Here is a 23,334-nt window from a genome sequence, read left to right on the forward strand (position 1 = left end):
CTTCCACCAGCACCGGCGTCCCGAAGTTCTGCCCGCGGTTGGCTACTGTCCACATGATCGGCCAATGCCCGGCCGAACTCGACGTTCTTAAGAAAGTTCTACAGACGCCGCCCGTTGAAAGCTTAATTCGTCGCCCCACAGCTACAACCTCAGCCCAGGCTCAACGTGTTCCGCAAAACTATCGGCCGCCGCGACACCTTCAGTCCGGCGCGGAAAGAGCGCCGAGACCGTCTTGAGCGGCCTGAGCAGCTGCCGGCGGTGTCATCGCGGCCGCAGGCAGAGCAGGAACCGGATGAATCGCGCGGAATCTCTGCACGAAGGCTTCACGGTCGTTCAGCCGCACCAGAACGGGATTTTCACAGCTGGACGCTTTCCCGAACACCACCGCATGTCGCGCCTCAAGGCTTGGCAGAACCCCTGCATAATCGCCGCCAATGTAGTTCGACAGAAATTCTTTGCCGGTGTCGTCGAAAGTCCGCATTGCAAAAATAGTGTTGCACTGGTTCAGGATCGTCTTCGTTACGTTGGCGGTCCGCTGCGTGATCAACAGGCAACCGAGGCCGTACTTGCGACCCTGCAGGATGGCGCGAGCGGTGCGCGCCGTCGCCGCTTTGTCGCCCTCGGCGACGACGGAGTTCCACTCCGGCACCAGTGAGTGCGCCTCCTCATAGACCAAGCACAGCCGGCCCTGATCGGTCATGCCGAGTTCCTGGCACACCCTAAGCGCGGCATCCGAGATTAAGGCCGTGATCTCGGTCGGTGTGAGCGACGCCATCGACGCGTCGCCTGTTTTGAAATCCTTGAAACCAGTCTGCCGCCACACATCAAATGCCGCAGGATTCACGATACGGAGATTGCGCCCATTTTCTGCCAGGAATGCGCGAATTTGCTCGGTCAGCTTCTGCGAGAAGCGTCCAACGGTACCGCCTTCCTCACGGTTCTGTTCGACCTTTCCCCGACCAGAAACCGCGTGGAGTTCATCGTCCAGTTGCTTTTCACGCGCTACGTCAACAAAATCCCCAAGCAGCTTGGCGTACTGATCGGTGAGGTCGAGGCAGATCACCTTGATGCCATCGGCGATCATGCGCTCGACGAGCTCAATGGCGAGGTAGCTTTTGCCGATTCCGAGGATGCCAAGGACGGCGGTGTTATGCGTCACGGCCGCCGACATATCGAGACCGACGCCGAAGCCCGTATTTGGAAAATGGCCGATGGTCGAGGCTGCGTCCGCCGCGCCCTCGTCGTCGCGCAGGAACACCGGCGCATTCATGCGCGGCAGCCATTTCACCGGCATGAATTTTCCAGCATCCGCATCCCATCGGCCGATCTTGCGCGCCTTGGCCCGCGCATAGCCGTAGGTGTTCTTCTGCTGGACGATCTCCTCGCGCGTCAGTCCGTCGATAATTTGAAAAATGACAAAGGAATCACCAATCCGCGCTTCCACCAACCGACCTTCGGATAAGTTGCGCTCCTCGGTCACCTCAAAGAGGACGTAGTCCAGACTTGTGTCGCTGACGACTACACCGCAAAGGCGATTGATCCACTGTATGGCAGGGACGTCCTCTAACTCCTCAGGGGTCGCGTTCAGCGCCAGCGCAGTCGCCGCGCCCTTCGAGTCCGGGAGGTTCCCGATCCTGTCCCGCAACCCGGCAGGCAGCGGAGCGGTCAGAACTCGCAGCAGATTTCCCTCGTCGCGACCGACATAGTTGAGCGCCACGCCAAGCATCCATGGTCCGTGGCTATCGGCGACCACGAGCGGCGTTCCCCGCTCCACATCGGCCTGACCCAGCTGCCGGACAAGCACGATGCCGGGCGACTGGTGTGCCGCAATCGCCCCCACGATCTGATCGGGACGGAGGACATTCCAATGCTCGCGCGCCCATCCAACGAAGTCCAAGACGGACTCTACCGGGCGCAGCACAACGATCATGGCCCACGTGCTCAGGATCGCGATGACCTCGTGGGGGCGGGTACGGTGAAACAGCCAGACGCATAGCAGGATCACGATAGTGAAGATGACGACTGGGCTGCCAAGGCTGCGAACAGCCCTATCGGCGAGGCGGACGACGGGGCGGGTTTCCATACCGATGGGGGGCCGGACCAGCAGGACGAGGACGGAGACGAGGCAAACGGCTGCGCAGAACACAATTGTCGTCCAAAGCAGCCACCAGTCGGCGCTCTCCGGCTGAACCGCGAGTGAGCTCGCGAGCAATGCCGCCAGCGCCATGAAAGAGTTCGTGGCCGAGTCCGCGGGCGGCGTGAAATGCGGGTTCAGGAGACGACTGCCGAACAGGAGGCTGGCGAACCCACTTAAGAGCCAGATGGAGTTTTCGTTAGGGGTGAAGCCCGAGACGACAACGAAGTACTGGATGATGCCGAGCACAGCCGCGTAGATCGCCAACCCGGCGACGCGGTGTTGCGTTTGCCGTTTTCCCTTCTCCAAATGCGCCCCCTCCAAACTATTCACTGAATACTTATCGGCGTCGCGCGTCTCAGCAATGAACTCTGAAAGAAAAACTACCCCACACAAAGATGAGGCGGCAGTATAGATTGTGTCAACCTCGCAGGGAAATGACGCAAGGGAGATCAGGCTGGCAGCTCCCGTTCAACCCGGCAATTTCGTAAAAGCCGAGGCATCGAGGCTTACGACCTGTAGGTGACGGACGCGGTGAAATCCGCCATTTCGTGGCCGATCCACAGATCAGCGGGCCTCGTAACGTCATGCGCGTGCTTCGGGGGACAGCGGCGACATGAACGCCGTCGAGATCGTAGAAGGCATATCGGAGCTGGCCGAGCAGCCGTCCCCGAAATACGCCTACGACCTAGAGCCGCTCGCCTGATTCAGTGCGAACGTGATTCCAGGGCAGAGTAGGCACAGGCTAGTAAATGACGATGTTCAAAGAGACCATCCGCACCCTCCGCCAGCTGGAAGGACAGACGCAGGTTTCTGTCCCGATCAGCGACGATGAGGAAGGCTACTTTGATCGCGAGTGCCCCTCCGCGGAATGTCTGTTCCAGTTCAAGATTTTTGGTGAGGATTGGAAGGAAAAGGTCAGGGATAAGGAGGTGTTCTGTCCCAACTGCGGCCACACAGCAGATTCCGGCAGTTGGTGGACGCAGGAGCAACTTAAGTACGCCAAGCAGGCGGCGCTTGCCCAGGTGAAGGCCAGTATAAGCGGCGCCTTGCGCCGTGATGCCAACCAATGGAATCGGCGGCAGCCGCGCAACAGCTTCATTTCCATGACGATGAAGGTCGATAACCGGCCGCAGCATGTGCCGCTGCCGTCCGCGGCGACCGAGCCTATGCGGCTCAAGATTACGTGCCCCACATGCGCCTGCCGCTATGCGGTGATTGGCGCGGCTTACTTCTGCCCGGCTTGCGGTCACAACGCGGCCGACCAGCAGTTTGCGCTGACCATCGGCGGAATCAGACAATCACTTGACGCGCTCGACGCAGTACGCGCCGCCGTCGCCGACCGCGATACGGCTGAAAACACCGTCCGATTGATTGTGGAAAACGGTCTGCAGAACGCGGTCACGGCCTTCCAGAGATGCGCCGAAGCCATCTTTGCTGGCTTACCCTCTGCGCCAAAAGCACGTCGCAACGCTTTCCAAAATCTGAGCGAGGGCGATCAGCTTTGGCAGGGCGCAACCGGGAAGGCGTACATCGATCATCTGGCTTCCAACGAATTGGCTGACTTGCAGCGCGCGTTCCAGCTGCGGCACTTGCTGGCGCACACGCAAGGACTTGTCGATCAGGACTATCTCTCCAAGAGCGGTGATACGCGGTACAGGATCGGCCAGCGTATTGTCGTGCGAGCCGATATGGTGCGCGATGTAACAGTCCTAATCGAAAAGCTGATTGGCGGCCTTCAGGCCGACGCAGGCGCGGCAGCGAGGCAGAAATGATGGTCGCGCAATGCCTCCGATAAACTACACGCGAACGGTCAATCCACTGCAATTCGAGGCCTTGGAGCCAAAGCGGTTCGAGGACCTGGTTCGCCAGCTCATCTACGACTTCCGAGTATGGCGACAGCTTGAGGCGACCGGAAGGTCTGGATCGGATGATGGCTTTGATGCGCGAGGTTGTGAGATCGTCGGGACCGGGTCAGCGGCGGAGCCTGTAGAAGAAGAAGGCGAACCATCAGTCCTAGAAGGAACGGACCGAATTTGGCTTGTTCAATGCAAGCGCGAGAAGTCCATCGGCCCTTCGAAGCTTATCGGCTATCTCGACACCATTCCCAAATCCGAGCGTCCGAATCTGTACGGCGTCATACTCGCCGCACCCGCAGATTTTTCCAAGAAGGCGCGCGATCAATTCAGGGACTGGTGTTCTGAAAACGGAATCTCCGAATGCTACCTGTGGGGCAGGGCCGAGCTCGAAGACGCGCTCTTCCAGCCCAAGAACGATCATCTTCTCTTTGCCTATTTCGGCTTGTCCCTCTCCATTCGGAAGCGCTCCGATCAAGCGAGGCTAAGGGCGCAGACGACGATCAAGCGCAAGATCAAACGCGCGTTCAGCGACAAAATCGAAGTGCTATTCCGCGACGTTGATGATCGCGAATATCCATTCGCACACCGCGAGAGAGACGATCACCGATGGTGGGTGTACCGCAACCTAAAACTCACGTTCCGGGGTCTGGAATGTGAGGCCAAACGGTTCTTCGCCTTCATCGACGATGACCAGACCCACTGGGACTATGCCAACGTACTCGATGATGCATCGCTAAGCTCGCACAGCGATCCTTGGCGGGGAAAGGACGGTGGCTCCCCCGAGAGACAAGAGCTTTGGGAGTTTTGGTCATCACTCCCGCGCGGTAATCAGGCGTGGCTGATCGTCAAGGGCGTCATCGCACTCGACAACATCCTCGAAGTGGACGAGATCGGCGACGACATCACCGGCAGCGTCCATATCTATGTGCGTACCGATCCCAGTCAGCCCCATCCGTTCTCGAATTTCTATCCCGAGTTCGCCACGGACGGATGGAGCGGTGCTCGCTCCACCGAACCCAGTCCCACTAACCGTATCGAAAAATTCCCGGCAAAGTTTCGGAAGCCTATGCCCGGTCAATCACAGACCTGATGCGCCGCCGAGGCCGAGCAAATCGTGTCGGTCCTGCCGAGGCGGCTATAAGCTTGCTCAAAACGGATCAGGAACTGACCGCGCCAGGACTGATCGCCAAGTGCCAGCCATGCTAGCGCATCATCGCCCTGCCGGCGCCAGCGGCAAGTCAAATCCTTCGTATACGAATGCGCCAGAGATCCCGTTCCGATACGCCGGGCCAGTTTTGGACGCCTATCCCCGACTCAGGGGGTCAATATTGCAGGCCCAATAAACAGCCCGCGTGGTTCATAGCCCCAATGGCACAGGCCGGGCGCGCCGCGCGCCCGGAAAGAAGATTCTTCGCGCGACAACCGACAAAAATATCCAGCGGCGGAGACCTGTTCGCGTACACTTGCGGGATGGCAGCTGGAAAAATTGGTCCTGAGACGCCGGGAAAGGCTCTTCTCAGAGGTCTCGAGGACCAAGCTGGGAGGAAATGCTTCGCGCGCCTCCCTAGTGCTGTAAGGTCCGTTTGCGGCCGTTACAAATACATTGCGTCCAAACTTCGCTCATGACGTGGCGCGCCCGGACTACGCGGCGATTGATCCGGGGTTTGACCCCGGCGACGAGCGCTTTCCGTTAAGAGTTCAGACCACGCAGCCACGGCTTCAGCACAGTCAGTTGTCCGCAATCCGCCTTTGTCTTCGCATTCAGCAGGACCTCACGCATTTTCTTGATTACAGGAGGCTCAAGGGCCGCGATCGCAGCGGATTGTTCCGGAGAAAGCATTCCCTTCCTGCCATATCCATCAGGCACTGAACCGACATGGCCGAGAATACGATTGCGAGTGCGCTGCGCTACTGCTTCGTTATCGAGGAGGTCCGCCATCAAATGGCGAGTGCCATACAAGGTGAGATCCTTGCGAGTGATCTCAAGCAGGCCTTTCACATACTGCCAGGATTTCGTCATGGGCTGTCCCCAGCGCAGTTCGCCGGTCGGCTTTTTATAAGGCTGCCACTGGGGGAACAGGCGGTCGATCTTATTTTTCTGCAGCTCCCAAACTCGGTCCAGCAAACCCAAGTCGATCAAGAGCGGGTGAATTGGAACGACGCGTGCCGAAGACTGCGTCTTGAATTTGCGCTGATCCTTCAGGGCTACGCGCCCGGCACGAGCATCAAAAGGTCGCAAATCAAAGAAGAAAAATTCACCGTCCGTCACCACATCGGCACAACGCAATTGCCCAACCTCACCTGCACGCATGCCGGTCAAGATCAGAATAAGAAAGCCCCAGTAGATATGGTTTTGCAGGAAATAGCCGCCCTTTGTCCACATCCGACTAGTTCCTCGGCACCCCGTAAATAAAGGAAGATTTACAAGGGCGAGCAATTCATCGTCCTCGAAGGCGTCCCGGGGCAACGCAGTCAGGTTTTCTGGACTGATCTTTTTAAAAGTGGGTTTGGGCCCGTGAAAGTAACCGTTGTCGATCGCCCAACCGAAGAACGCACGTAAAGCAATATGGTATGATTTGATCGTCGTCACGGTCATACGCTCGAGCTTGTCCCAACCATTCGCCTTGGCGAACTTGAAGCGAGACATCAGCGTTACCCGATCACCCGTTGGCAATCCTTTTCTGTTCGGGATTTCGGGGAGCGCATCGTCGATCTTTTGGAAATCTGAAGGCGTCATCGAACTCAGCTCGGGGTCACCCAGCAACTTGATGACAAATGAAATCAGCGGCTCATACTCGCCGCGCGCCCTGTCGTCATCGTTGAGTTTATACTTATCTTCGTAAAACAACTTGGCTACTTGCGATAACCGAAGTGCCGACTCGGCCGGAAGCGGACCAGGCATTGCCTCCTGTTTCCCATTAATCGGTCGGAGTTCGCTCAAGTGCGGTGCCACCGAGACGCCGTCCGTGCTCCGCATTTGATGCATCAATGGGCTGTGGGTCCATCCATGGCCGATCGCCTCGCCCGCGTCCGCCCTGCCACGTTCGTATTCACGACGTTGTCCAGCGCGGATCAGACACTCTTCGCTGGTCTTATTCTGGTTGACGAAATCGACCCAGTTGCTCGCAAACGAATGAAAGCGCTGGCAGAATGAATAGCCACGCTCCTGCGAGCGCACGATAAAGCTCCTAACCTGGTTCTCGAACGCAACGCGCTCCGCCAACTCTCGCTCGGTCACCGGTGCGCCTCGGCCGGAATAGGCTACGAGCCGTGAATGAAGCACCGTCCCGAGCGTTTCGAGGTCGGGTGCATCAATGAGTTCGCAGGCCCAGCCGAGACTGTCCACAAGTCGCCTCCTTGCTTCCGCATAGTTGGACGTCCTCAAGGACGCCCTCAAAAGCGCGCGTCCGTAAAGATCGGCGGCGACTTTTCCCAGCCGAATTTGGAGGTAATAACGACCGCCATCTCGGCGGGTCAGATAAGGCGCGCGCGCCATGCCCTCGCTCCTGGGGCCGAATCCCTGTGTCACCTCGCAGTGAGACGTCACACAGAAGTCCGGAACCCCTTTGAGGGCGAACCATTTGAATTCAAAAGCTTTTTAGGCAGTTTGCGAATTTGGTAGCGGAGGACGGATTCGAACCGCCGACACAAGGATTATGATTCCTCTGCTCTAACCACCTGAGCTACTCCGCCGCCGGTCAGGCGTGGACGTCCCGGAAGCCGGGCACGCCATTTGGCCTGCAAGCGAGGCCGCATATAGGAAGCCACCGGAAAAGCTGTCAAGTTCAGCAAATGGCGGCGGGAAAACCAGCCAGCCCTGATCACTTCGGCTCAGCCGGCGGCGCCCCGGGGGCTGGCGGCGGGATCACCGGCGTTCGGCCGCCATTCGGCGCCGGCGCGCGGATCTCCGGATCGAGCCCTTGCGGCGGGCAAATCACCCCGCCCGATTGCGCGAGCTTGTCGCTGAGGTCCTGACCGGACGGCGCACGGCCCTGCGTCTCGTGGGTGTCACCCGGTCCTTGCAGATTGTGCTCGGCACAGGCTTTGCGGTCGAGCGGCGCCGCGTCCAGACCGGGGGGCCTCGCCTGCGCCGCGGCGATGCCATTCGCCGCGAGCAAAAACGCCAGGACAAGCGGCATCCATCTGATCATATCGATCTCCCGCATCACGAGAGACAACGGCAAGCGCGCGCATCAGGTTCCGGCGAAGATCAGACCTTGCCGAACCGGATCATGGAGAAATGGCCAAGCGGCGGCATCGGCATGCGCGCGATCACCCGCATATCGGGCCGCGCGTCGATCCAGCGCTGCAGCCGCGCCCATTCGAATTCCGGCCGCCAGCCAAGCTTCCGTGCGACCGGCGCAAAGCCGAGTTCGAAGGCGCGCCGCAATCCGCTTTCCGCGCTGATGTGATTGACCAGGATCATCTCGCCGCCCGGCTTCAGCACACGCGCAAACTCGTTGAGGGCGGCTTCGGGGTCGGGGACCGCAGTGATGACATACTGTGCCACCACGACGTCGAAAAAGCCGTCGGCGAAGCCGAGATGGGCGACATCCATCACCGCCAGCGCCTCGACATTGGCCAGATTGAACTGCGCGACGCGTTCCTTCGCCTTGCGCAGCATCGGCTCCGATATGTCGATGCCGACAAGCCTGTTGGTCCGCGCATAATCCGGCAGCGAAATGCCGGTGCCGACCCCGACCTCCAGAATCCGTCCGCCGATGTGCTCCGCCGCGGCGATCGAGGATTTGCGCCCGGTTTCGAACACGCGGCCGAAGACGAGGTCATAGACCGGCGCCCAGCGCGCATACGCCTTCGTCACGCTCGCCTTGTCGATGTCCCCCATTCGCCCCGCCTGCCGACTTATGCACGCATCGAGACAGCCGAAAGGTTTTCGGGATTGCGGTCCGCGACCGCGTCAAACATCGCGATGGTGCTGCGGATGAAGCCGCCGCCCAGAACGCGCGCCTGGCCGTCGATCGCGTCGTAGAAGACGCAGGCCTGGCCGGGGGACACGCCGTCTTCGCCGTCAATCAGCTCGACTTCATAGCCGTTCTCGCCGTAAATCAGCCAGCCCGGCTGCGGCGCGCGGGTGGATCGCACCTTCACGAACACCTCGCAGCGCCCGGACGCGACCGCATCGGAGATCGTGCCGTCGCCGATCCAATTGATGTCGCGCAGCAGAATGCGACGCGTGCGCAGCGCATCGCGCGGACCGACAATCACGCGGCGGTTTGCGGCATCAAGCTTGATCACATAAAGCGGCGCGCCGGCGGCAATGCCAAGTCCCTTCCGCTGGCCGACGGTGAAGCGGATGATGCCGTCATGATGTCCCAAGACATTGCCGGCGAGATCGACGATATCGCCCTTCTCTGCAGCGCCCGGCATGAGCTTCTCGATCACATCGGTATATTTGCCCTGCGGCACGAAGCAGATGTCCTGGCTGTCATGCTTGTCGGCGACCGGCAATCCGAAGCGGCGTGCCAGCTCCCGCGTCTCGCTCTTCGTCAGATCGCCGAGCGGAAACCGCAGCACGTCGAGTTGCTCGCGCGTCGTGGCGAACAGGAAATAGCTCTGGTCGCGCTCCTCCTCGCGCGCGCGAAACAGGCCGCGCTGGCCCGATGGCAGAATGCGCGAGGCGACGTAGTGACCGGTCGCCATCACGTCGGCGCCGAGTTCTTTCGCGGTTTCCAGAAGATCGCGGAACTTGATCGACTGGTTGCAGGAGATGCACGGCACCGGCGTTTCACCGCCGGCATAGCTTTCGGCAAAACGGTCGATCACCTCTTCCTTGAAGCGGCTCTCGTAATCCAGGACGTAGTGCGGAATGCCGAGCTTTTCGGCCACCGCGCGCGCATCATGGATGTCACGGCCGGCGCAGCAGGCGCCCTTGCGGTGGCTTGCGGCGCCATGGTCGTAAAGCTGCAGCGTGACACCGACCACGTCATAGCCTTCCGCCGCGAGGATCGCCGCCGTCACCGAGGAATCCACCCCGCCCGACATCGCCACGACCACGCGCGTATTCTTCGGCTCGCCCTTCACATCAAGACTGTTCAGCATTCCGGGTCGCGGCCGCCGCCGCACTCCTTTATTCTTGTCTTGCCCCCAAAGGTCCTGCCTCGATGCGCCTCATCCGGTGGATCCACCTGACTTTTTACTATAGGCGTCAGCGGGCCCACGCAATGCGGAGCGATCTGCGCCGGCCCAGCACGGCATATAGGGATTGCCACACGGCATTTCTTGCCGGGCAAAGCCCTTCCTGCGCAAGCCTAAAAATGCTCAACGCCAAGCATAAATAATTGTAATTACTAGACTTTTTTAAGAACTCCAGCTTTGGCGCAATGATTGCAAAGCTCTTGGCAGAGCCATTTTGCCCATGCCTGAGGTCGTCCCGTGACAAGCGTCGCGTCAGAATCGGTCACTTTCTCCAGCCGAACCCCGCAGTTCCAGCGCAGCCATTCCGCGAACCAGGCGCCGGACAACGACACGCCCTTTGCGATGATGCTGGAGGCGAGCGCGCCCCCTGCCGACACGGCCCCGCGCCAGCCGGAACAGGTGAAGCCCGCGGAAAAGACCGCCGCCGCACCGGCCGACCCCAAGAAGCCCAGCACAGCCGACACGCCCGAGCCCGAGAAAAGGGCAACCGAAACCTCCGCGCCAGCGGACAAAAACCCGGCGGAAGAGAAGGCAGCGCAGGAAGCCGCGGCGGAAGGCGAAACGCCGATTGCCGAGGGAGATTTGCCCGAAATCCCGCAGACGGACGACCTGACGGAAGTTGGTTCGGATTCTGTCGATGCTGACGCCGTTGTTGTTCAGGTCCAGACCGACCCCGCCCGGCCGCAGCCGGCCGCCGCGCCGGAAGGTCCGATTGCAGCGCCCGCACTGACAACCCCTGATGTCACTGCACCGGCGCAAGGCGAAAGCGACGGCAAGGCCGACCCCAATCTGACCGTGAAGCCTGTTGCCGCCGGTAATACCCCAGCCGCAGAGCCGGTCGACGCGCCAGTTGATATGCCGGTCACCGACATTCCGGAGAGGCCGGTCGTCGAAACGCAAGGCGGCAAGGATGTTCCGGAGATCAAAGGGAAGATCGAACTGAAGGTAGCCGAGCAGCCGGCAGCCCCCGCCGATCAGACCGCAGAGGCGGAAGGTGAGACCGTTCTGCCGCAACAGCCGGCCAAGGCTGATCAAATCCGGCCGCAGGTCCAACAGGCAGATGCGAAACCGCAGCCCGCCGAAGTCAAGCCGGAGGCTGACGCGAAGCAGCCGGCTGAGCCCGTACAAAACAAACCGGCAGCAATGCCGCATCTGGCGGCCTTTGACACCGAGACAGCGAGCACGCCCCTGCCGCAGGTCCATCAGCCGGTCGCAACCGATGTCGCCTCGCTCACGGCCAGTCCGCGCGCGGCGACATTGATGGCGCAGACGCCCGTGCCGGTCTCCGGCCTCGCCGTCGAAATCGCCGCGCAAGCGCGCGCAGGGAATAACCGTTTCGAAATTCGCCTCGACCCGCCGGAACTGGGACGCATCGACGTGCGCCTGGATGTCGATCAGGACGGCAACGTGAAATCCCGTCTCGTCATCGAACGGTCCGACACCTACGATCTTCTGCGCCGCGATTCCTCCACGCTCGAGCGCGCGCTGCAGCAGGCGGGCCTGAAGACATCTGATAACGGACTGGAATTCACCTTGCGCGATCAAGGTTCGGCGCAGCGCGATGCGCGCGAGCAGAACCTGCGCAATGCCGAGCGGGGCATCATTCCCGACGCCGATATTCCGTCGGCCGAAGCGGCGAGCGGCTATGGCCGCGTGCTCGGCCTTGGCGGCGGCGTCGATATCAGGATCTAGGAGCAAGTCATGGCCGTCAACGGCGTTACCACCAACGTCACCTCGGCAATCACCGGCAACGGCACGACGAATGACAGTCCGACGCTGGCCGACAACTTCCAGACTTTCCTGCAGTTGCTGACGACGCAATTGCAGAACCAGAATCCGCTCGATCCGCTCGACACCAACCAGTTCACGCAGCAGCTCGTGCAATTTGCGCAAGTCGAGCAGCAGCTAAAGTCCAACGACCAGCTCGCCACGCTGATTTCAGTTCAGCAGTCGATGCAGACCACGCAGGCGCTGGGCTATGTCGGTCACATCGTGGCAATCGAAGGCAAGACGACGACGCTGGTGAATGGCATGGCCGGCTGGAGCTTCAACGCGACCAAGCCGTCGACTGCTACCATCAACATCCAGAACGCCGCCGGCTCCACCGTTTATACCGGCACATTCTCGCTGCAGGCGGGCACACAGAATTTCGTCTGGGATGGTAAGGATAACAACGGCAACACGATGCCGGACGGTGAATACACGCTGTCGATCACGGCAACCGATGCCAACGGGCAGACGACCGCCGTTTCGACGGAAATCCAGGGTGTCGTCGATTCAGTCGACGTCTCGAAGACGCCGCCGATGCTGAATGTCGGCGGCAAGGATTATACCATCGACAAGATCAAGCGCGTTGTGCGTTACCAGGCGCCGAGCGAAAGCGACAACAGCGGCACCTCTTCGTAGCGCGTTGCTTGCAATTTTATCTATCGCATTAAGAAGCGGTTAAGACCTTGGTGACGGCTTCGCATCTGCCGATCATTTCCCAATTGAATGTGACGCTTAGGCAAATCTTAAGCGGCAGGGACTACATTCCCGGGAGTTTGTTGGTCGAGTGTGTGAGTTTTCCAATGACAGAGGCCCATCGCCCGAGGGTGAAGTACGTCATCGGGCCGGACGGTTCTCCGCTGACGATTGCGGATCTGCCGCCTCCGAGCACGAAACGTTGGGTGATCCGCCGCAAGGCGGAAGTTGTTGCTGCCGTACGCGGCGGGCTCCTTTCGCTGGAGGAAGCCTGCAAGCGCTACACTCTGACCACCGAAGAATTTCTGTCCTGGCAATATTCCATTGATCAGCATGGGCTTGCCGGGCTGCGGACCACCCGCATCCAGCAATATCGGCAATAAGCGCTCCGAGCAGCTTCCGCCTGAACGCCAGCCGCGAGGCTGGCGTTTCGCTTTACCGCGCGTCTTGCGTGGACGATCGCAAACGCCCGTTTCAACAGCCCGATTTTGCCCTATAAAGGGGACTCGAGACGAGTCACGGAGGCGACGATGCAGCGGGTCATTCTTGCTTTAGCAGCCACGGCCTTTGCGTTTTTGGGCGCAACCGACGCTTTCGCCGGACGCCGCCTGGCCGTGGGCGCCGCCGCTGGCTACGAAGTGCCGCCGGGCTATGAGGCCGTTGCCGTGTTCAACCGGTCGGTCGGCTATGCCTGGACGCCCACTGACACAAGCCTCGGCTATGCCTTCCGCGAGCCGATTTATGCCACCCCCAAGGGTTACAGATATGTCTATGTGCGAGGCTATTACCTGCGCCGGGCCGCGGACTACAGCCGGCCAGTCGTGAAGCGCGTCTATGTAAAGAAGGCCTCAGTCAAGAAGACCTCCGTCCGCCGCCATCGTGGAATCTGTGTGACCGACATCGGCTTCGGCCGCCACGATTATTGTAATTGAGAGTTCACCGTTCGGATCATTTCGCGCGAAGGCGGGCCCAAAAGCCCGCCTTTTTCGCGTCTGCCCCGCATCACGGAACCCCGCATTAACCAGATGGAAACCATGAACCGGGCATTTTTTGCCGGGTGAACATGTGGTGTTCGAATCCCTGGGGGGACATTCGTGCAGGGCCTGGTCGAGTTCGTCAAAACGTTGGGCGCGACCCGCATCGCGGCCATGGCCGCGGTCGCTGTGGCCCTGATCGGCTTCTTTGCCTTCATCATCTTGCGGGTGACCGCGCCGCAGATGGCAGTTCTGTATTCCGACCTCGCGATGGAGGATTCCGCCGCCATCATGAAGGAACTGGAACGGCAGGCGATCCCCTACGTCGCCCGCAATGAAGGCGCCCTGATCCTGGTGCCCAAGGATTATGTCACCCGGCTGCGCATGAAGATGGCCGAGTCGAACCTGCCGAAGGGCGGCGGCGTCGGCTACGAGATTTTCGACAAGTCCGACGCGCTCGGCGCCACCAGCTTCGTCCAGAACATCAATCATCTCCGCGCCCTGGAAGGCGAACTCTCCCGCACCATCCGCGCCATCGACCGTGTGCAGTCGGCGCGCGTGCATCTCGTCCTGCCGGAGCGGCCGCTCTTCTCCCGTGACAAGCCGGAGCCCTCGGCCTCCATCGTGCTGAAGCTGCGCGGCTCCCTCGACAGCCAGCAGGTGCGCGCCATCCGCCATTTGGTGGCGTCCGCCGTCAATGGTCTGAAGCCGACCCGCGTCTCGATTGTTGACGAGAACGGCCGTCTGCTCGCCGACGGTGCCGACGATGCGCAGGGCATCTCGCTCGGCGCCGATGAGCGCAAGATCGCGTATGAACGCCGACTGCGCGATCAGGTCGAGCAGATCGTCTCCTCCGTCGTCGGACCGGGTCGCGCCCGCGTGCAACTCACCGCCGATTTCGATTTCAACCGCATCACCCAGACCTCCGACCGCTACGATCCGGAAAGCCGCGTGGTCCGCTCCAGTCAGACGCGCGAGGAAAGCGCCTCGAGCGCGGATGGACGCGACAATCAGGTCACCGTCGGCAACGAATTGCCGAGCGCCCAGGCCGCCCAGCAGGGCGCCGGCAATCAGCGGCAGGACCAGAGCAAGAAATCGGAGGAAATCGTCAATTACGAGATTTCCCGCACCACGAAGACGGAAGTGATCGAGGGCGGGCGGGTCAACCGCATCTCGGTCGCGGTGCTGGTCGACGGCAATTACAGCCGCAACGCGCAGGGTCAGCTTGTCTATTCGCCGCGCGATCCGGCGGAGATCGACCGTATTTCCGCACTGGTCCGCTCCGCCATCGGCTTTGATCAGAAGCGCGGCGACCAGGTCGAGGTGGTCAATCTCCGCCTCGCCGAGACACCCCCCGCCGCCGTCGCCGAACCGAGCGACTGGCTGGAGCGGCTTGCACTGACCAAGGAAGACATCATGCGCGGCGTCGAAATGATGGTGATGCTGCTGCTCGGCCTTGTCGTCCTCTTCTTCGTCGTCCGTCCGCTGGTCCGCCGCATCATCACACCGGAAGCGAAGGAAATCCCGGCGGTCGACTCGCCTGCTCTCGTCCCCGCCGGACCCAACGTCTCGCTCGTCGGCGGAGAGCAGGCCGTGCAGATATCCAATCACGCCTCGGCCATGATAGACATCGCGCAGGTGCAGGGACAGGTGCATGCGCAAACCGTGCAGAAGGTCGGCGAACTCGCCGACCGCAACCCGCACGAAACCGTCGCGATCATTCGCCAGTGGCTGCACGACACACCGTAAGTGAGAAATTGACGCATGGTTGCAGTTGACGAAAAAGCCGCCGAGAAATCGCAACAGGATATTGCGAACATCGTCGCCACGCTGGCCGCGAGCCGGCAGGGCGAGCAGGCGCCGGTTCCGCTCAAGGAGCTGACCGGACCGGAACGTGCCGCCGTGCTGATGCTCTCGCTCGGCGAAGAATATGGCGGCAAGATCTGGAACATGCTGGACGACGACGAGCTGCGCGAATTGTCGATCACCATGTCCACGCTCGGCACGATCGATTCCGGATCGGTGGAAAACCTGTTGCTGGAATTCGTCGGCCGCCTTTCCGCTTCAGGCGCGCTGATGGGCAATTACGAGGCGACCGAGCGCCTGCTGCAGCAATTCCTGCCGCCCGAGCGCGTCGGCGGCATCATGGACGAAATACGCGGTCCGGCCGGCCGCAACATGTGGGAGAAACTCTCCAATGTCCAGGAAGAGGTGCTCGCCAATTATCTGAAGAACGAATATCCGCAAACCATCGCCGTCGTTCTCTCCAAGCTGCGGCCGGAGCACGCCGCGCGCGTGCTGGCGATCCTGCCGGAGGACATCGCCTTCGACGTTGTCTACCGCATGCTGAAGATGGAGGCGGTGCAGAAGGAGGTCATCGACCGCGTCGAGATGACGCTGCGCACCGAATTCATGTCCAATATTGCGCAGACACGCCGCCGCGATGCGCACGAGGTCATGGCGGAAATCTTCAACAATTTCGACCGTCAGACCGAAACCCGCTTCCTCACTGCGCTGGAAGAGGAAAACCGCGAGGCCGCCGAGCGCATCAAGACGCTGATGTTCACCTTCGACGACCTGATCAAGCTCGACACCGGCTCGGCGCAGACACTGATGCGCCATATCGACAAGGACAAGCTCGCCGTCGCGCTCAAGGGCGCCGGCGACGGCGTGCGCAAATTCTTCCTCTCCAACATGTCCTCGCGCGCCGCCAAGATGCTGGTCGACGACATGCAGGCCATGGGACCTGTGCGTCTGCGCGATGTGGATGAGGCGCAGGTGCTGCTTGTCAATCTCGCCAAGGATCTGGCTGCCAAGGGCGAGATCGTGATCGCCAAGCAGCGCGGCGATGAAGAACTGGTGTATTGATGACCGCGCCCTCGAAATTTCTGTTCGATCTGGACTTCGCCACGCCGAAAGTCGCGAACACGATCCCGCTCGCCGACCATCAGGCGCAACTGACCGAGGCGGAATCGCGCGGCTATGCCAAGGGCTTCGCCGCCGGACAGCAGGAAGCGGAAGCGCAGACCGCGCGCCGCCTCGCGCAGACGCTGGAACGGATCAGCCAGACCCTGACCACGATTGTCGGCGGGCTGCAGACCATCGAAAACCGGCTGGAGGCGGAAGCGGTGGAAGTCGCCGCCGCGGTGGCCAGAAAGCTTGCCGCCGAGCTCGTCGCGCGCGAGCCGCTGGTCGAGATTGAGACGCTCGTGCGCGACTGCTTCCGGCAATTGTCGACGACCCCGCATGTCGTGGTCCGTGTCGGCGAAGACCTCTATCCGCATATTCTGGAAAGGCTCGATGTCATCGCCAACGAATCCGGCTTCCAGGGCCGGCTCGTGGTGCTGGCCGAGCCCGATATCCGCGACGGCGACTGCCGCATCGAATGGGCCGATGGCGGCGTCACCCGCGACACAACCCGTACAGAAGCCGCGATTGCCGAGAATGTCGGCCGCTTCGTCGCCGCCCGGCGCGGCGTTTCCGATTTTTCCGTGAAAGGCACAGAACATGAGTGACGACGACAATCAGGTCCCGCTACCCGATCTGGAGAATAACGGCGGCGTGCTGGCGGTCGAGAATGAGAGCCCGCTCGCGCCCGGCGATCAGGACACGGACCGCACCGCCGCCGATTTGGAAGCGATGTTCGACGTGCCGGTGCAGGTGTCGGCGGTGCTCGGCCGCTGCAAGGTCGATGTCGGCGATCTGTTGCGCCTGGGGCCTGGCACGGTGCTCGAGCTCGACCGCAAGGTCGGCGAAGCCATCGACATCTACGTCAACAATCGCCTGGTCGCGCGCGGCGAAGTCGTGCTGGTCGAGGAGAAGCTCGGCGTGACCATGACGGAAATCATCAAGGCGGACCGGTGATGAAGACCCGCATCGCTCGTCGTTGTCGGGCGCCCGCCAAAGGCGGGCAGACCCGCAATCCAGACAAGACAAATGGATTGCGGATCGCGCTACGCGCGCCCGGAATGGCCAACAAGAATAGAGGAGAAGAAACATGCGCCTCCTGATCGTCGGCACACTGAAGGGCCAGCTCACGCTCGCCACCAAATACGCCATCGACAAGGGCGCCGCGGTCACGCATGCGACCGATATCGCGCAGGCGCTGGCCGTGCTGCGCTCGGGCAAGGGCGCGGACCTCCTGATGGTTGACGTTGCCATCGACATCGCCAGTCTGATTGCGCAACTGACAAGCGAGCGCATCCACGCCCCGGTCGTCGCCTGCGGCACCGAGAACAATGCCCGCGCCGCGGTCGCGGCCATCCACGCCGGCGCGAAGGAATACATCCCGCTGCCGCCCGATCCCGAACTGATCGGCGCCGTGCTCGCCGCCGTCGCCGAAGACAGCCGCGACCTGATCTGGCGCGATGAAGCCATGGGCAAGGTCATGAAGCTGGCACAGCAGATCGCGGGCTCCGACGCCTCGGTGCTGATCACCGGCGAGAGCGGCACGGGCAAGGAAGTGCTGGCGCGCTATGTGCACACCCGCTCGCCTCGCGCCAACAAGCCATTCATCTGTGTCAATTGCGCCGCGATCCCGGACACGCTTCTCGAATCCGAACTGTTCGGACATGAGAAAGGCGCCTTCACCGGCGCCATCGCGCGCCGCATCGGCAAGTTCGAGGAGGCCAATGGCGGCACGCTTCTGCTCGATGAGATCTCCGAGATGGACGTGCGGCTGCAGGCCAAATTGCTGCGCGCGATCCAGGAGCGCGTGATCGATCGCGTCGGCGGCGGCAAGCCGGTGCCGGTCGACATCCGCATCATCGCGACGTCGAACCGCAATCTGACCGAAGCTGCCCGCAACGGGCAGTTCCGCGAGGACCTGCTGTTCCGTCTCAATGTTGTGAATCTCAAAATCCCGCCGCTGCGCGAGCGCCCGCAGGACGTGCTGGCCCTCGCCGAGCATTTCGTCACGAAATATGCGGCGGCCAATGGCCTGCCGGTGCGGCCGCTGTCGCCGGAAGCACGCGATGTGCTCGCCGCCAATCGCTGGCCGGGCAATGTACGCGAGCTGGAAAACACGCTGCATCGCGCGGTGCTGCTCACCTCGGGCGAGACCATCGGCGCCGACGCGCTGATGACGCCGGACGGCGGCACATTCGAGCCGTCCGCCAATTCGTCGGTCGCCTCGCAGGCGGCGCAGACCGCCGAGCAGGTCACCCGCTCGCTGGTCGGGCGCACCGTGGCCGATGTTGAGCGTGAGCTCATCCTTGAGACACTGAAACATTGCCTCGGCAACCGCACGCACGCTGCCAACATCCTCGGCATTTCGATCCGCACCCTGCGCAACAAGCTGAACGAATACGCCAATGACGGCATCGCGGTGCCGCCGCCGGGCAATGCAGCGGATGCACGATACGCGGTTTGAGCGATAGACAAAGAACCGGGGTCATTGGCTCCGGTTCTTTTTATGAGCTCGTCACAACAGGTGAATCGCAACACCCGATTGCCGGCTCGCTTTGCGGCAAAGGAGAGTCATGCCGACCATCTACAAGATCTGTCCCGCCGACTTGTGGGAGGACGCCAAAAGCCTCGGCGTTCTCCGCGGCGCGCCGATCGATCTCGCCGACGGCTATATCCATTTCTCGACTGCGCAGCAGGTGAAGGAAACGGCTGCGAAGCATTTCGCCGGGCAGAATGATCTGGTGCTGCTGTGGATCGACAGCGCGGCGCTCGGCGACAAGCTGCAATGGGAACCCTCGCGCGGCGGCGATCTGTTTCCACATCTGTATGATGTGCTTGACGTGAAGCACGTCACACGCGCCGAAAAGCTGCCGCTTGGCCCTGACGGCCGCCACGTCTTTCCTGATCTGGCTTGAACCTTATCCACGTCATCGCCGGGCTTGTCCCGGCGATCCCGCTGAGAAAGGCTCTGCGTCGCTGGATGCCTTCGACACGTTTATGCTCCGGCCGGCTTCGGCCGGATCGGGGCGCGCGGGCATGACGCACGTTAAAAAAGAAGCCGGAGCTTTCGCTCCGGCTTCTTCCTTCCTCACGCCGCGATCAGGCATGCGCGAGGCGGCTGCTCAGATAAGGCAGCTTGACCGCATAGGCGCCGGCGCCGAGCAGGGCCTGCACCACCGCCAGCACAATCCAGAGCGCCGGAAACTCCCAGCCGCCATTGGGGGCGGAGAACACCCAGCCGTTCGGCAGATGCACGGCCAGCGCGCCGACAAGGATCGGCAGGCTCGCGATGGAGGCCACGCGCACCAGGATGCCGAGGATCAACCCGGCGCCGATCGCAAGTTCGCCGGCGACCACCGCATAGGCGGTCCAGCCCGGAAAGCCCTGCGCGGCGAAATAAGCCGCGGTGCCCGGCAGGGTGAATACGAAAATCTTCAACCCGGCATGGGCAAGGAACAGAACGCCGAGCGATACACGAAGAATGAAAGCGGCGAGATCCCCGGGATCGGTCGCCGAAGCGGTGTTTGCAGCCATAACACGTCTCCTGTTCCGACCTTTGAGCCTGCGGCGAGCCATTCGCCGCTCTTGACCGGGCCGGACAATTTCGATGTCGCGTATCTAGTCGTTGCCGATTCGCAATGATATAAGCGTATCTGCCAATCAAGTTTGCAAAAATGCAACGCCGCGCCTTTGCCTGGGATGACCTGCATGTGGCTCTCGCCATCGCCCGCAACGGCAATCTCGCCGCTGCGGCGCAGGCGCTCGGCGTCAATCACTCCACCATGTTCCGAAGACTGAACGCGCTGGAGAAAGCGCTTGGGTCAAAGCTGTTCGAACGGCTTCCCGCCGGCTACCGCGCAACCGACAGCGGCCTTCGCCTGATTGAAACCGCCGAGCGTATGGAAACCGAAGCTCTCGCGCTCGACCGTGAACTGACCGGTCGCGACACGCGGCTGAGCGGGCACTTGCGCGTCACCTGTTCGGAGACGCTGGGTTTCAAGATTCTCACCGGCGAGATTGCGCGCTTCGGCAAACAGCATCCCGGCATCATTGTGGACCTGTCGGTGGACAACAAAACCATCGATCTGTCGCGCCGCGAAGCGGATGTCGCCTTGCGCGCCATGCGCCCAAGCGAAGGCGACCTGTTCGGCCGCAAGCTCGCCGATATTCGCTGGGGCTTTTTCGCGTCCGCCGATTACGCGAAGGCGCATGGATTGCCGAAACGCGCCGACGATCTGGCCAAGCACGTCATCATCGGCTGGTCGGATTCAGCGCCGCAAACCAAGGCGGCCGCCTGGCTGCTGAAGCATGTGCCGCCGTCGGCGATGAACTTCCGTTCCAGCACGCTGCTGAACCAGTACATCGCCGCGAAAGACGGACTTGGTGTCGCGCTGCTCCCGATCTATCTGCCGGCCGGCGACGCAAGCCTCATGCGCGCCTTTGGTCCGCTCAAAGACCTCGTCACCGAAATGTGGATCGTCACCCACCGCTCGCTGAAGGATACAGCGCGCGTGCGCGCTTTCATGGAGATCGTCGGCGACGGCGTCAGGCGCAGCATCGCTGAACTGAGCCGCTGACCGGATCAGGCTTCGCGGTCGCCGCGGAATTTTCCGTAAGAGCGCGCGGGACCCGCACCGAACAGGATCACGTCATAGGTTTCCGGTTTGCCGCCCATGCCGGGAGAACCCAGCGGCATGCCGGGCACGGCAAGTCCTTTGGCCTGCGGTCGTTCGCGCAAGAGCCGCTCGATCGCGCGCGCCGGGACATGGCCCTCCACGACATAGCCGTCCAGCTCGGCGGTGTGGCATCCGGCGAGATCATCCGACACGCCGAGCCGCGCCCGCACGGCATTCAGGTCACGACTCTCGATGATGGTGACCGGAAATCCTGCCGCCTTCAGATGATCGGCCCAGCCGCTGCAGCAACCGCAATCGGGATCCTTGTGAACGGTGACGCGCGGCTTGTGCGCGCTGGCGGCGGCCTGGCCAGGCGACAGCAGGATCGCGGCAAGCCCCGCAAGGAATGACCGGCGACCGCAGGTTTCAGGGTGCATGGCAAGACTCCGGCTCTCACAGCATTCTGACAGCATGTCGTTCCGGCCGCCCCTTCCGCAAGTCACCTCTTCTTGCAAGGTGCTACTTCTTGCAACTCACAGGCACGTGCTAGAGCAGCCGGGCTGCCGGAATTGAACCTGACCGCCTCCCGCACGACCAAGAGAATCAAACCGGACCATCGCCGCCATGCGTTTGATCACGACGCTGCTCGCCACGACATTGCTCGCCCTGCCCGCCTCGGCATCCACCGACAAGGAATTCCGCGACTGGTGGGCCGCCTGCGACAATCTCCGCAATTGCTCGGCCTATGGTTTCGATACGCAATTGACCGGCGGCGGCTATATCCGCATCGAACGTGGCGGCGGGCCGTCAGCGCAGGCGAAAATTATTCTCGTGGCCTATGCGCCTGACGGCGTGACCTTCAGACTCTCGTTCGACGATCCTGCCTTGCCCGGCCTGCCCGCTGATGTGCAGTCCGGTGACGAGGTCGATGCCAGCGACATGCGCCGCGTCACGTTTGACGGCGATACGGTCGCGCCGCTGATCGAGTCCCTGCGCAAGGCGAAGACCATCGTCATCACCCGCGTCGATCCGCCGGGCAAGAAGAGTGAGACGGCCGTGTCGACGATTTCCCTCAACGGCGCCGTCGCCGCCCTGCTCTGGATCGACGAACAGCAGAAGCGCCTCGGCACGGCGACCGCTTTGATCCGGCGCGGCGACAAGCCCGAGTCCTCAGTTCCACCGCAGCCGAAAGCGCCGGTCATCGTCGCCGCCAAGGGATTGTCCGGCGCCTCAGCCGACAGGACGCCGTCGGAACGCGACTTGGCCGCCATCAAGAAGAAAGCCGTGCAGCAATGCGGCGAAGGCGACGAGGGCGAACTGGAAGAGGCAAGCGCCCTCTCCCCCGATACGTTCCTTTATCCGATCCGCTGCCCCGACTCGAGCGGCGCCTACAATCACGCATATACATTCCTGATCGCGCGCGCCGGCCAGCCGCAATCCGCCCGCACGCCGAAATTCCGCTGGCCGGTGAAAATCGGCGACAGGGAAAAAGATTCCGAGGGCGAGGATTTGCTGATCAATGCCGACTTCTCGAATGCCGACATGACCATGACCACCTTCAACAAGGGCCGTGGCATCGGCGATTGCGGCGACGAGGAACGCTGGGTCTATGACGGCAAGATGTTTCGGCTGGCCGAAGTGAAAACCATGCCGCATTGCCGCGGCGTGCCGTTGGAAGACTGGCCGACGGTCTATCGCGCCACCGTGAAGTGAGGTCTGCCGACGCGCCGTCTTGTGCTTGCAGCTGCGGTCGTGGTGCTGGCGCTGCCCCATTTCCGCGGACGCCGCGCCGAAAAGGGGGCCCGGCTGCCACCGCTGACAGCAGCGTGCACGGCATCACGCTTGGCGATGCTGACAGCACCCGCCGCGTACTCGGCGAGAATTACAGAGCCGTGCCGAACGAACCGAACACCGATTTTCCCTGGTACGCCTTTGCCTGCGCGACGGCCAGCAGATCTTGCGGCTGCGCAGCCATGCCGGCGGGGTGATCGATTCCTATCTGGAATTCGAGGTGCGGCGTTTAGCGCCGCGCGACTCGACTCCTCCCCGCGCCCCTCTGTGTGGCCGCAGCGCAACTCCGGCTGCAATAAGTACCGCATTTCCGCAATAAGTACCGCCGTTAACACCTTGCTAACCATAAGGCGGCAAATTTTACCTAGGGGACGGGTCCGGTCGCGGGTTGCGATTGGGGCTGTGGCATCCAGCCGGGGGGCTGACATGCATTT

Annotated in this window: 21 protein-coding genes and 1 tRNA gene; 14 read left to right on the top strand and 8 right to left on the bottom strand. The window is 61.8% G+C overall.

The features are described from left to right. Positions 1–199 precede the first annotated feature (199 nt). Positions 200–2,443, bottom strand: a complete 2,244-nt coding sequence (locus RO009_03210) for a DUF87 domain-containing protein (GenBank protein MDT3684037.1) — start codon at positions 2,441–2,443, stop codon at positions 200–202. A gap of 443 nt (positions 2,444–2,886) precedes the next feature. Between RO009_03210 and RO009_03215 the strand changes: the two genes are divergently transcribed. Both RO009_03215 and RO009_03220 read left to right on the top strand, forming a co-directional pair. Further along, positions 2,887–3,909, top strand: a complete 1,023-nt coding sequence (locus RO009_03215) for a hypothetical protein (protein ID MDT3684038.1) — start codon at positions 2,887–2,889, stop codon at positions 3,907–3,909. A 10-nt stretch (positions 3,910–3,919) separates the two neighbouring features. Beyond that, positions 3,920–5,083, top strand: a complete 1,164-nt coding sequence (locus RO009_03220; protein MDT3684039.1) for a hypothetical protein — start codon at positions 3,920–3,922, stop codon at positions 5,081–5,083. 600 nt (positions 5,084–5,683) lie between these two features. Here the strand turns inward: RO009_03220 and RO009_03225 are convergent. The 5 genes from RO009_03225 to mnmA form a co-directional block, all read right to left on the bottom strand. Continuing rightward, positions 5,684–7,489 carry a hypothetical protein gene (locus RO009_03225; GenBank protein MDT3684040.1) on the bottom strand — a complete coding sequence of 602 codons (1,806 nt, stop codon included), beginning with the start codon at positions 7,487–7,489 and terminating at the stop codon, positions 5,684–5,686. 120 nt (positions 7,490–7,609) lie between these two features. Continuing rightward, a tRNA-Met gene (locus tag RO009_03230) sits at positions 7,610–7,686 on the bottom strand. A gap of 128 nt (positions 7,687–7,814) precedes the next feature. Beyond that, the gene (locus RO009_03235) at positions 7,815–8,144 is read right to left on the bottom strand and encodes a hypothetical protein (GenBank protein MDT3684041.1); all 330 of its coding nucleotides are present in this window, start codon (positions 8,142–8,144) and stop codon (positions 7,815–7,817) included. A gap of 59 nt (positions 8,145–8,203) precedes the next feature. After that, positions 8,204–8,839: a methyltransferase domain-containing protein gene (locus tag RO009_03240; protein ID MDT3684042.1), complete on the bottom strand. Its 636-nt coding sequence runs from the start codon at positions 8,837–8,839 to the stop codon at positions 8,204–8,206. A gap of 17 nt (positions 8,840–8,856) precedes the next feature. Further along, positions 8,857–10,053: a tRNA 2-thiouridine(34) synthase MnmA gene (mnmA, locus tag RO009_03245; GenBank protein ID MDT3684043.1), complete on the bottom strand. Its 1,197-nt coding sequence runs from the start codon at positions 10,051–10,053 to the stop codon at positions 8,857–8,859. Between the two features lie 333 nt (positions 10,054–10,386). On the opposite strand from mnmA, the gene RO009_03250 reads away from it, so the two are divergent. The 10 genes from RO009_03250 (at position 10,387) to RO009_03295 (ending at position 19,408) form a co-directional block, all read left to right on the top strand. After that, on the top strand, positions 10,387–11,841 hold the full coding sequence (locus RO009_03250) for a flagellar hook-length control protein FliK (GenBank protein ID MDT3684044.1): 1,455 nt from the start codon (positions 10,387–10,389) through the stop codon (positions 11,839–11,841). Positions 11,842–11,850: 9 nt separating this feature from the next. Further along, positions 11,851–12,555: a flagellar hook capping FlgD N-terminal domain-containing protein gene (locus tag RO009_03255; GenBank protein ID MDT3684045.1), complete on the top strand. Its 705-nt coding sequence runs from the start codon at positions 11,851–11,853 to the stop codon at positions 12,553–12,555. Positions 12,556–12,719: 164 nt separating this feature from the next. Then, positions 12,720–12,995: a DUF1153 domain-containing protein gene (locus tag RO009_03260; GenBank protein MDT3684046.1), complete on the top strand. Its 276-nt coding sequence runs from the start codon at positions 12,720–12,722 to the stop codon at positions 12,993–12,995. A gap of 147 nt (positions 12,996–13,142) precedes the next feature. After that, positions 13,143–13,544: a hypothetical protein gene (locus tag RO009_03265; protein MDT3684047.1), complete on the top strand. Its 402-nt coding sequence runs from the start codon at positions 13,143–13,145 to the stop codon at positions 13,542–13,544. Positions 13,545–13,706: 162 nt separating this feature from the next. Continuing rightward, on the top strand, positions 13,707–15,335 hold the full coding sequence (fliF, locus tag RO009_03270) for a flagellar basal-body MS-ring/collar protein FliF (protein MDT3684048.1): 1,629 nt from the start codon (positions 13,707–13,709) through the stop codon (positions 15,333–15,335). Between the two features lie 15 nt (positions 15,336–15,350). Next, complete coding sequence (gene fliG, locus RO009_03275) at positions 15,351–16,454, top strand: flagellar motor switch protein FliG (protein ID MDT3684049.1); 1,104 nt, start codon at positions 15,351–15,353, stop codon at positions 16,452–16,454. Next, a complete protein-coding gene (locus RO009_03280; protein MDT3684050.1) occupies positions 16,454–17,101 on the top strand; it encodes a FliH/SctL family protein in 648 nt (215 codons plus the stop codon). The genes fliG and RO009_03280 overlap by 1 nt, the downstream gene beginning before the upstream one ends. Then, entirely contained in the window at positions 17,094–17,450 is a 357-nt protein-coding gene (fliN, locus tag RO009_03285) for a flagellar motor switch protein FliN (protein MDT3684051.1), read from the top strand. The genes RO009_03280 and fliN overlap by 8 nt, the downstream gene beginning before the upstream one ends. Before the next feature lie 133 nt (positions 17,451–17,583). Beyond that, the gene (locus tag RO009_03290; GenBank protein ID MDT3684052.1) at positions 17,584–18,957 is read left to right on the top strand and encodes a sigma-54 dependent transcriptional regulator; all 1,374 of its coding nucleotides are present in this window, start codon (positions 17,584–17,586) and stop codon (positions 18,955–18,957) included. A 109-nt stretch (positions 18,958–19,066) separates the two neighbouring features. Beyond that, positions 19,067–19,408, top strand: coding sequence for a DUF952 domain-containing protein (locus tag RO009_03295; GenBank protein ID MDT3684053.1), 342 nt, complete (start codon positions 19,067–19,069; stop codon positions 19,406–19,408). 184 nt (positions 19,409–19,592) lie between these two features. Here RO009_03295 and RO009_03300 read toward each other — a convergent pair whose 3' ends face one another. After that, entirely contained in the window at positions 19,593–20,027 is a 435-nt protein-coding gene (locus RO009_03300; protein ID MDT3684054.1) for a DoxX family protein, read from the bottom strand. Positions 20,028–20,167: 140 nt separating this feature from the next. Here RO009_03300 and RO009_03305 point away from each other — a divergent pair, with 140 nt between their 5' ends. Further along, on the top strand, positions 20,168–21,070 hold the full coding sequence (locus RO009_03305; protein MDT3684055.1) for a LysR family transcriptional regulator: 903 nt from the start codon (positions 20,168–20,170) through the stop codon (positions 21,068–21,070). 5 nt (positions 21,071–21,075) lie between these two features. Here the strand turns inward: RO009_03305 and RO009_03310 are convergent, their stop codons facing one another. After that, positions 21,076–21,546 carry a DUF411 domain-containing protein gene (locus tag RO009_03310; protein MDT3684056.1) on the bottom strand — a complete coding sequence of 157 codons (471 nt, stop codon included), beginning with the start codon at positions 21,544–21,546 and terminating at the stop codon, positions 21,076–21,078. A gap of 187 nt (positions 21,547–21,733) precedes the next feature. Between RO009_03310 and RO009_03315 the strand changes: the two genes are divergently transcribed. Then, on the top strand, positions 21,734–22,822 hold the full coding sequence (locus RO009_03315) for a DUF1176 domain-containing protein (protein MDT3684057.1): 1,089 nt from the start codon (positions 21,734–21,736) through the stop codon (positions 22,820–22,822). Positions 22,823–23,334 lie beyond the last annotated feature (512 nt).

This window comes from Pseudorhodoplanes sp. (assembly GCA_032027085.1).
In the GTDB taxonomy this organism is placed as follows: domain Bacteria; phylum Pseudomonadota; class Alphaproteobacteria; order Rhizobiales; family Xanthobacteraceae; genus Pseudorhodoplanes.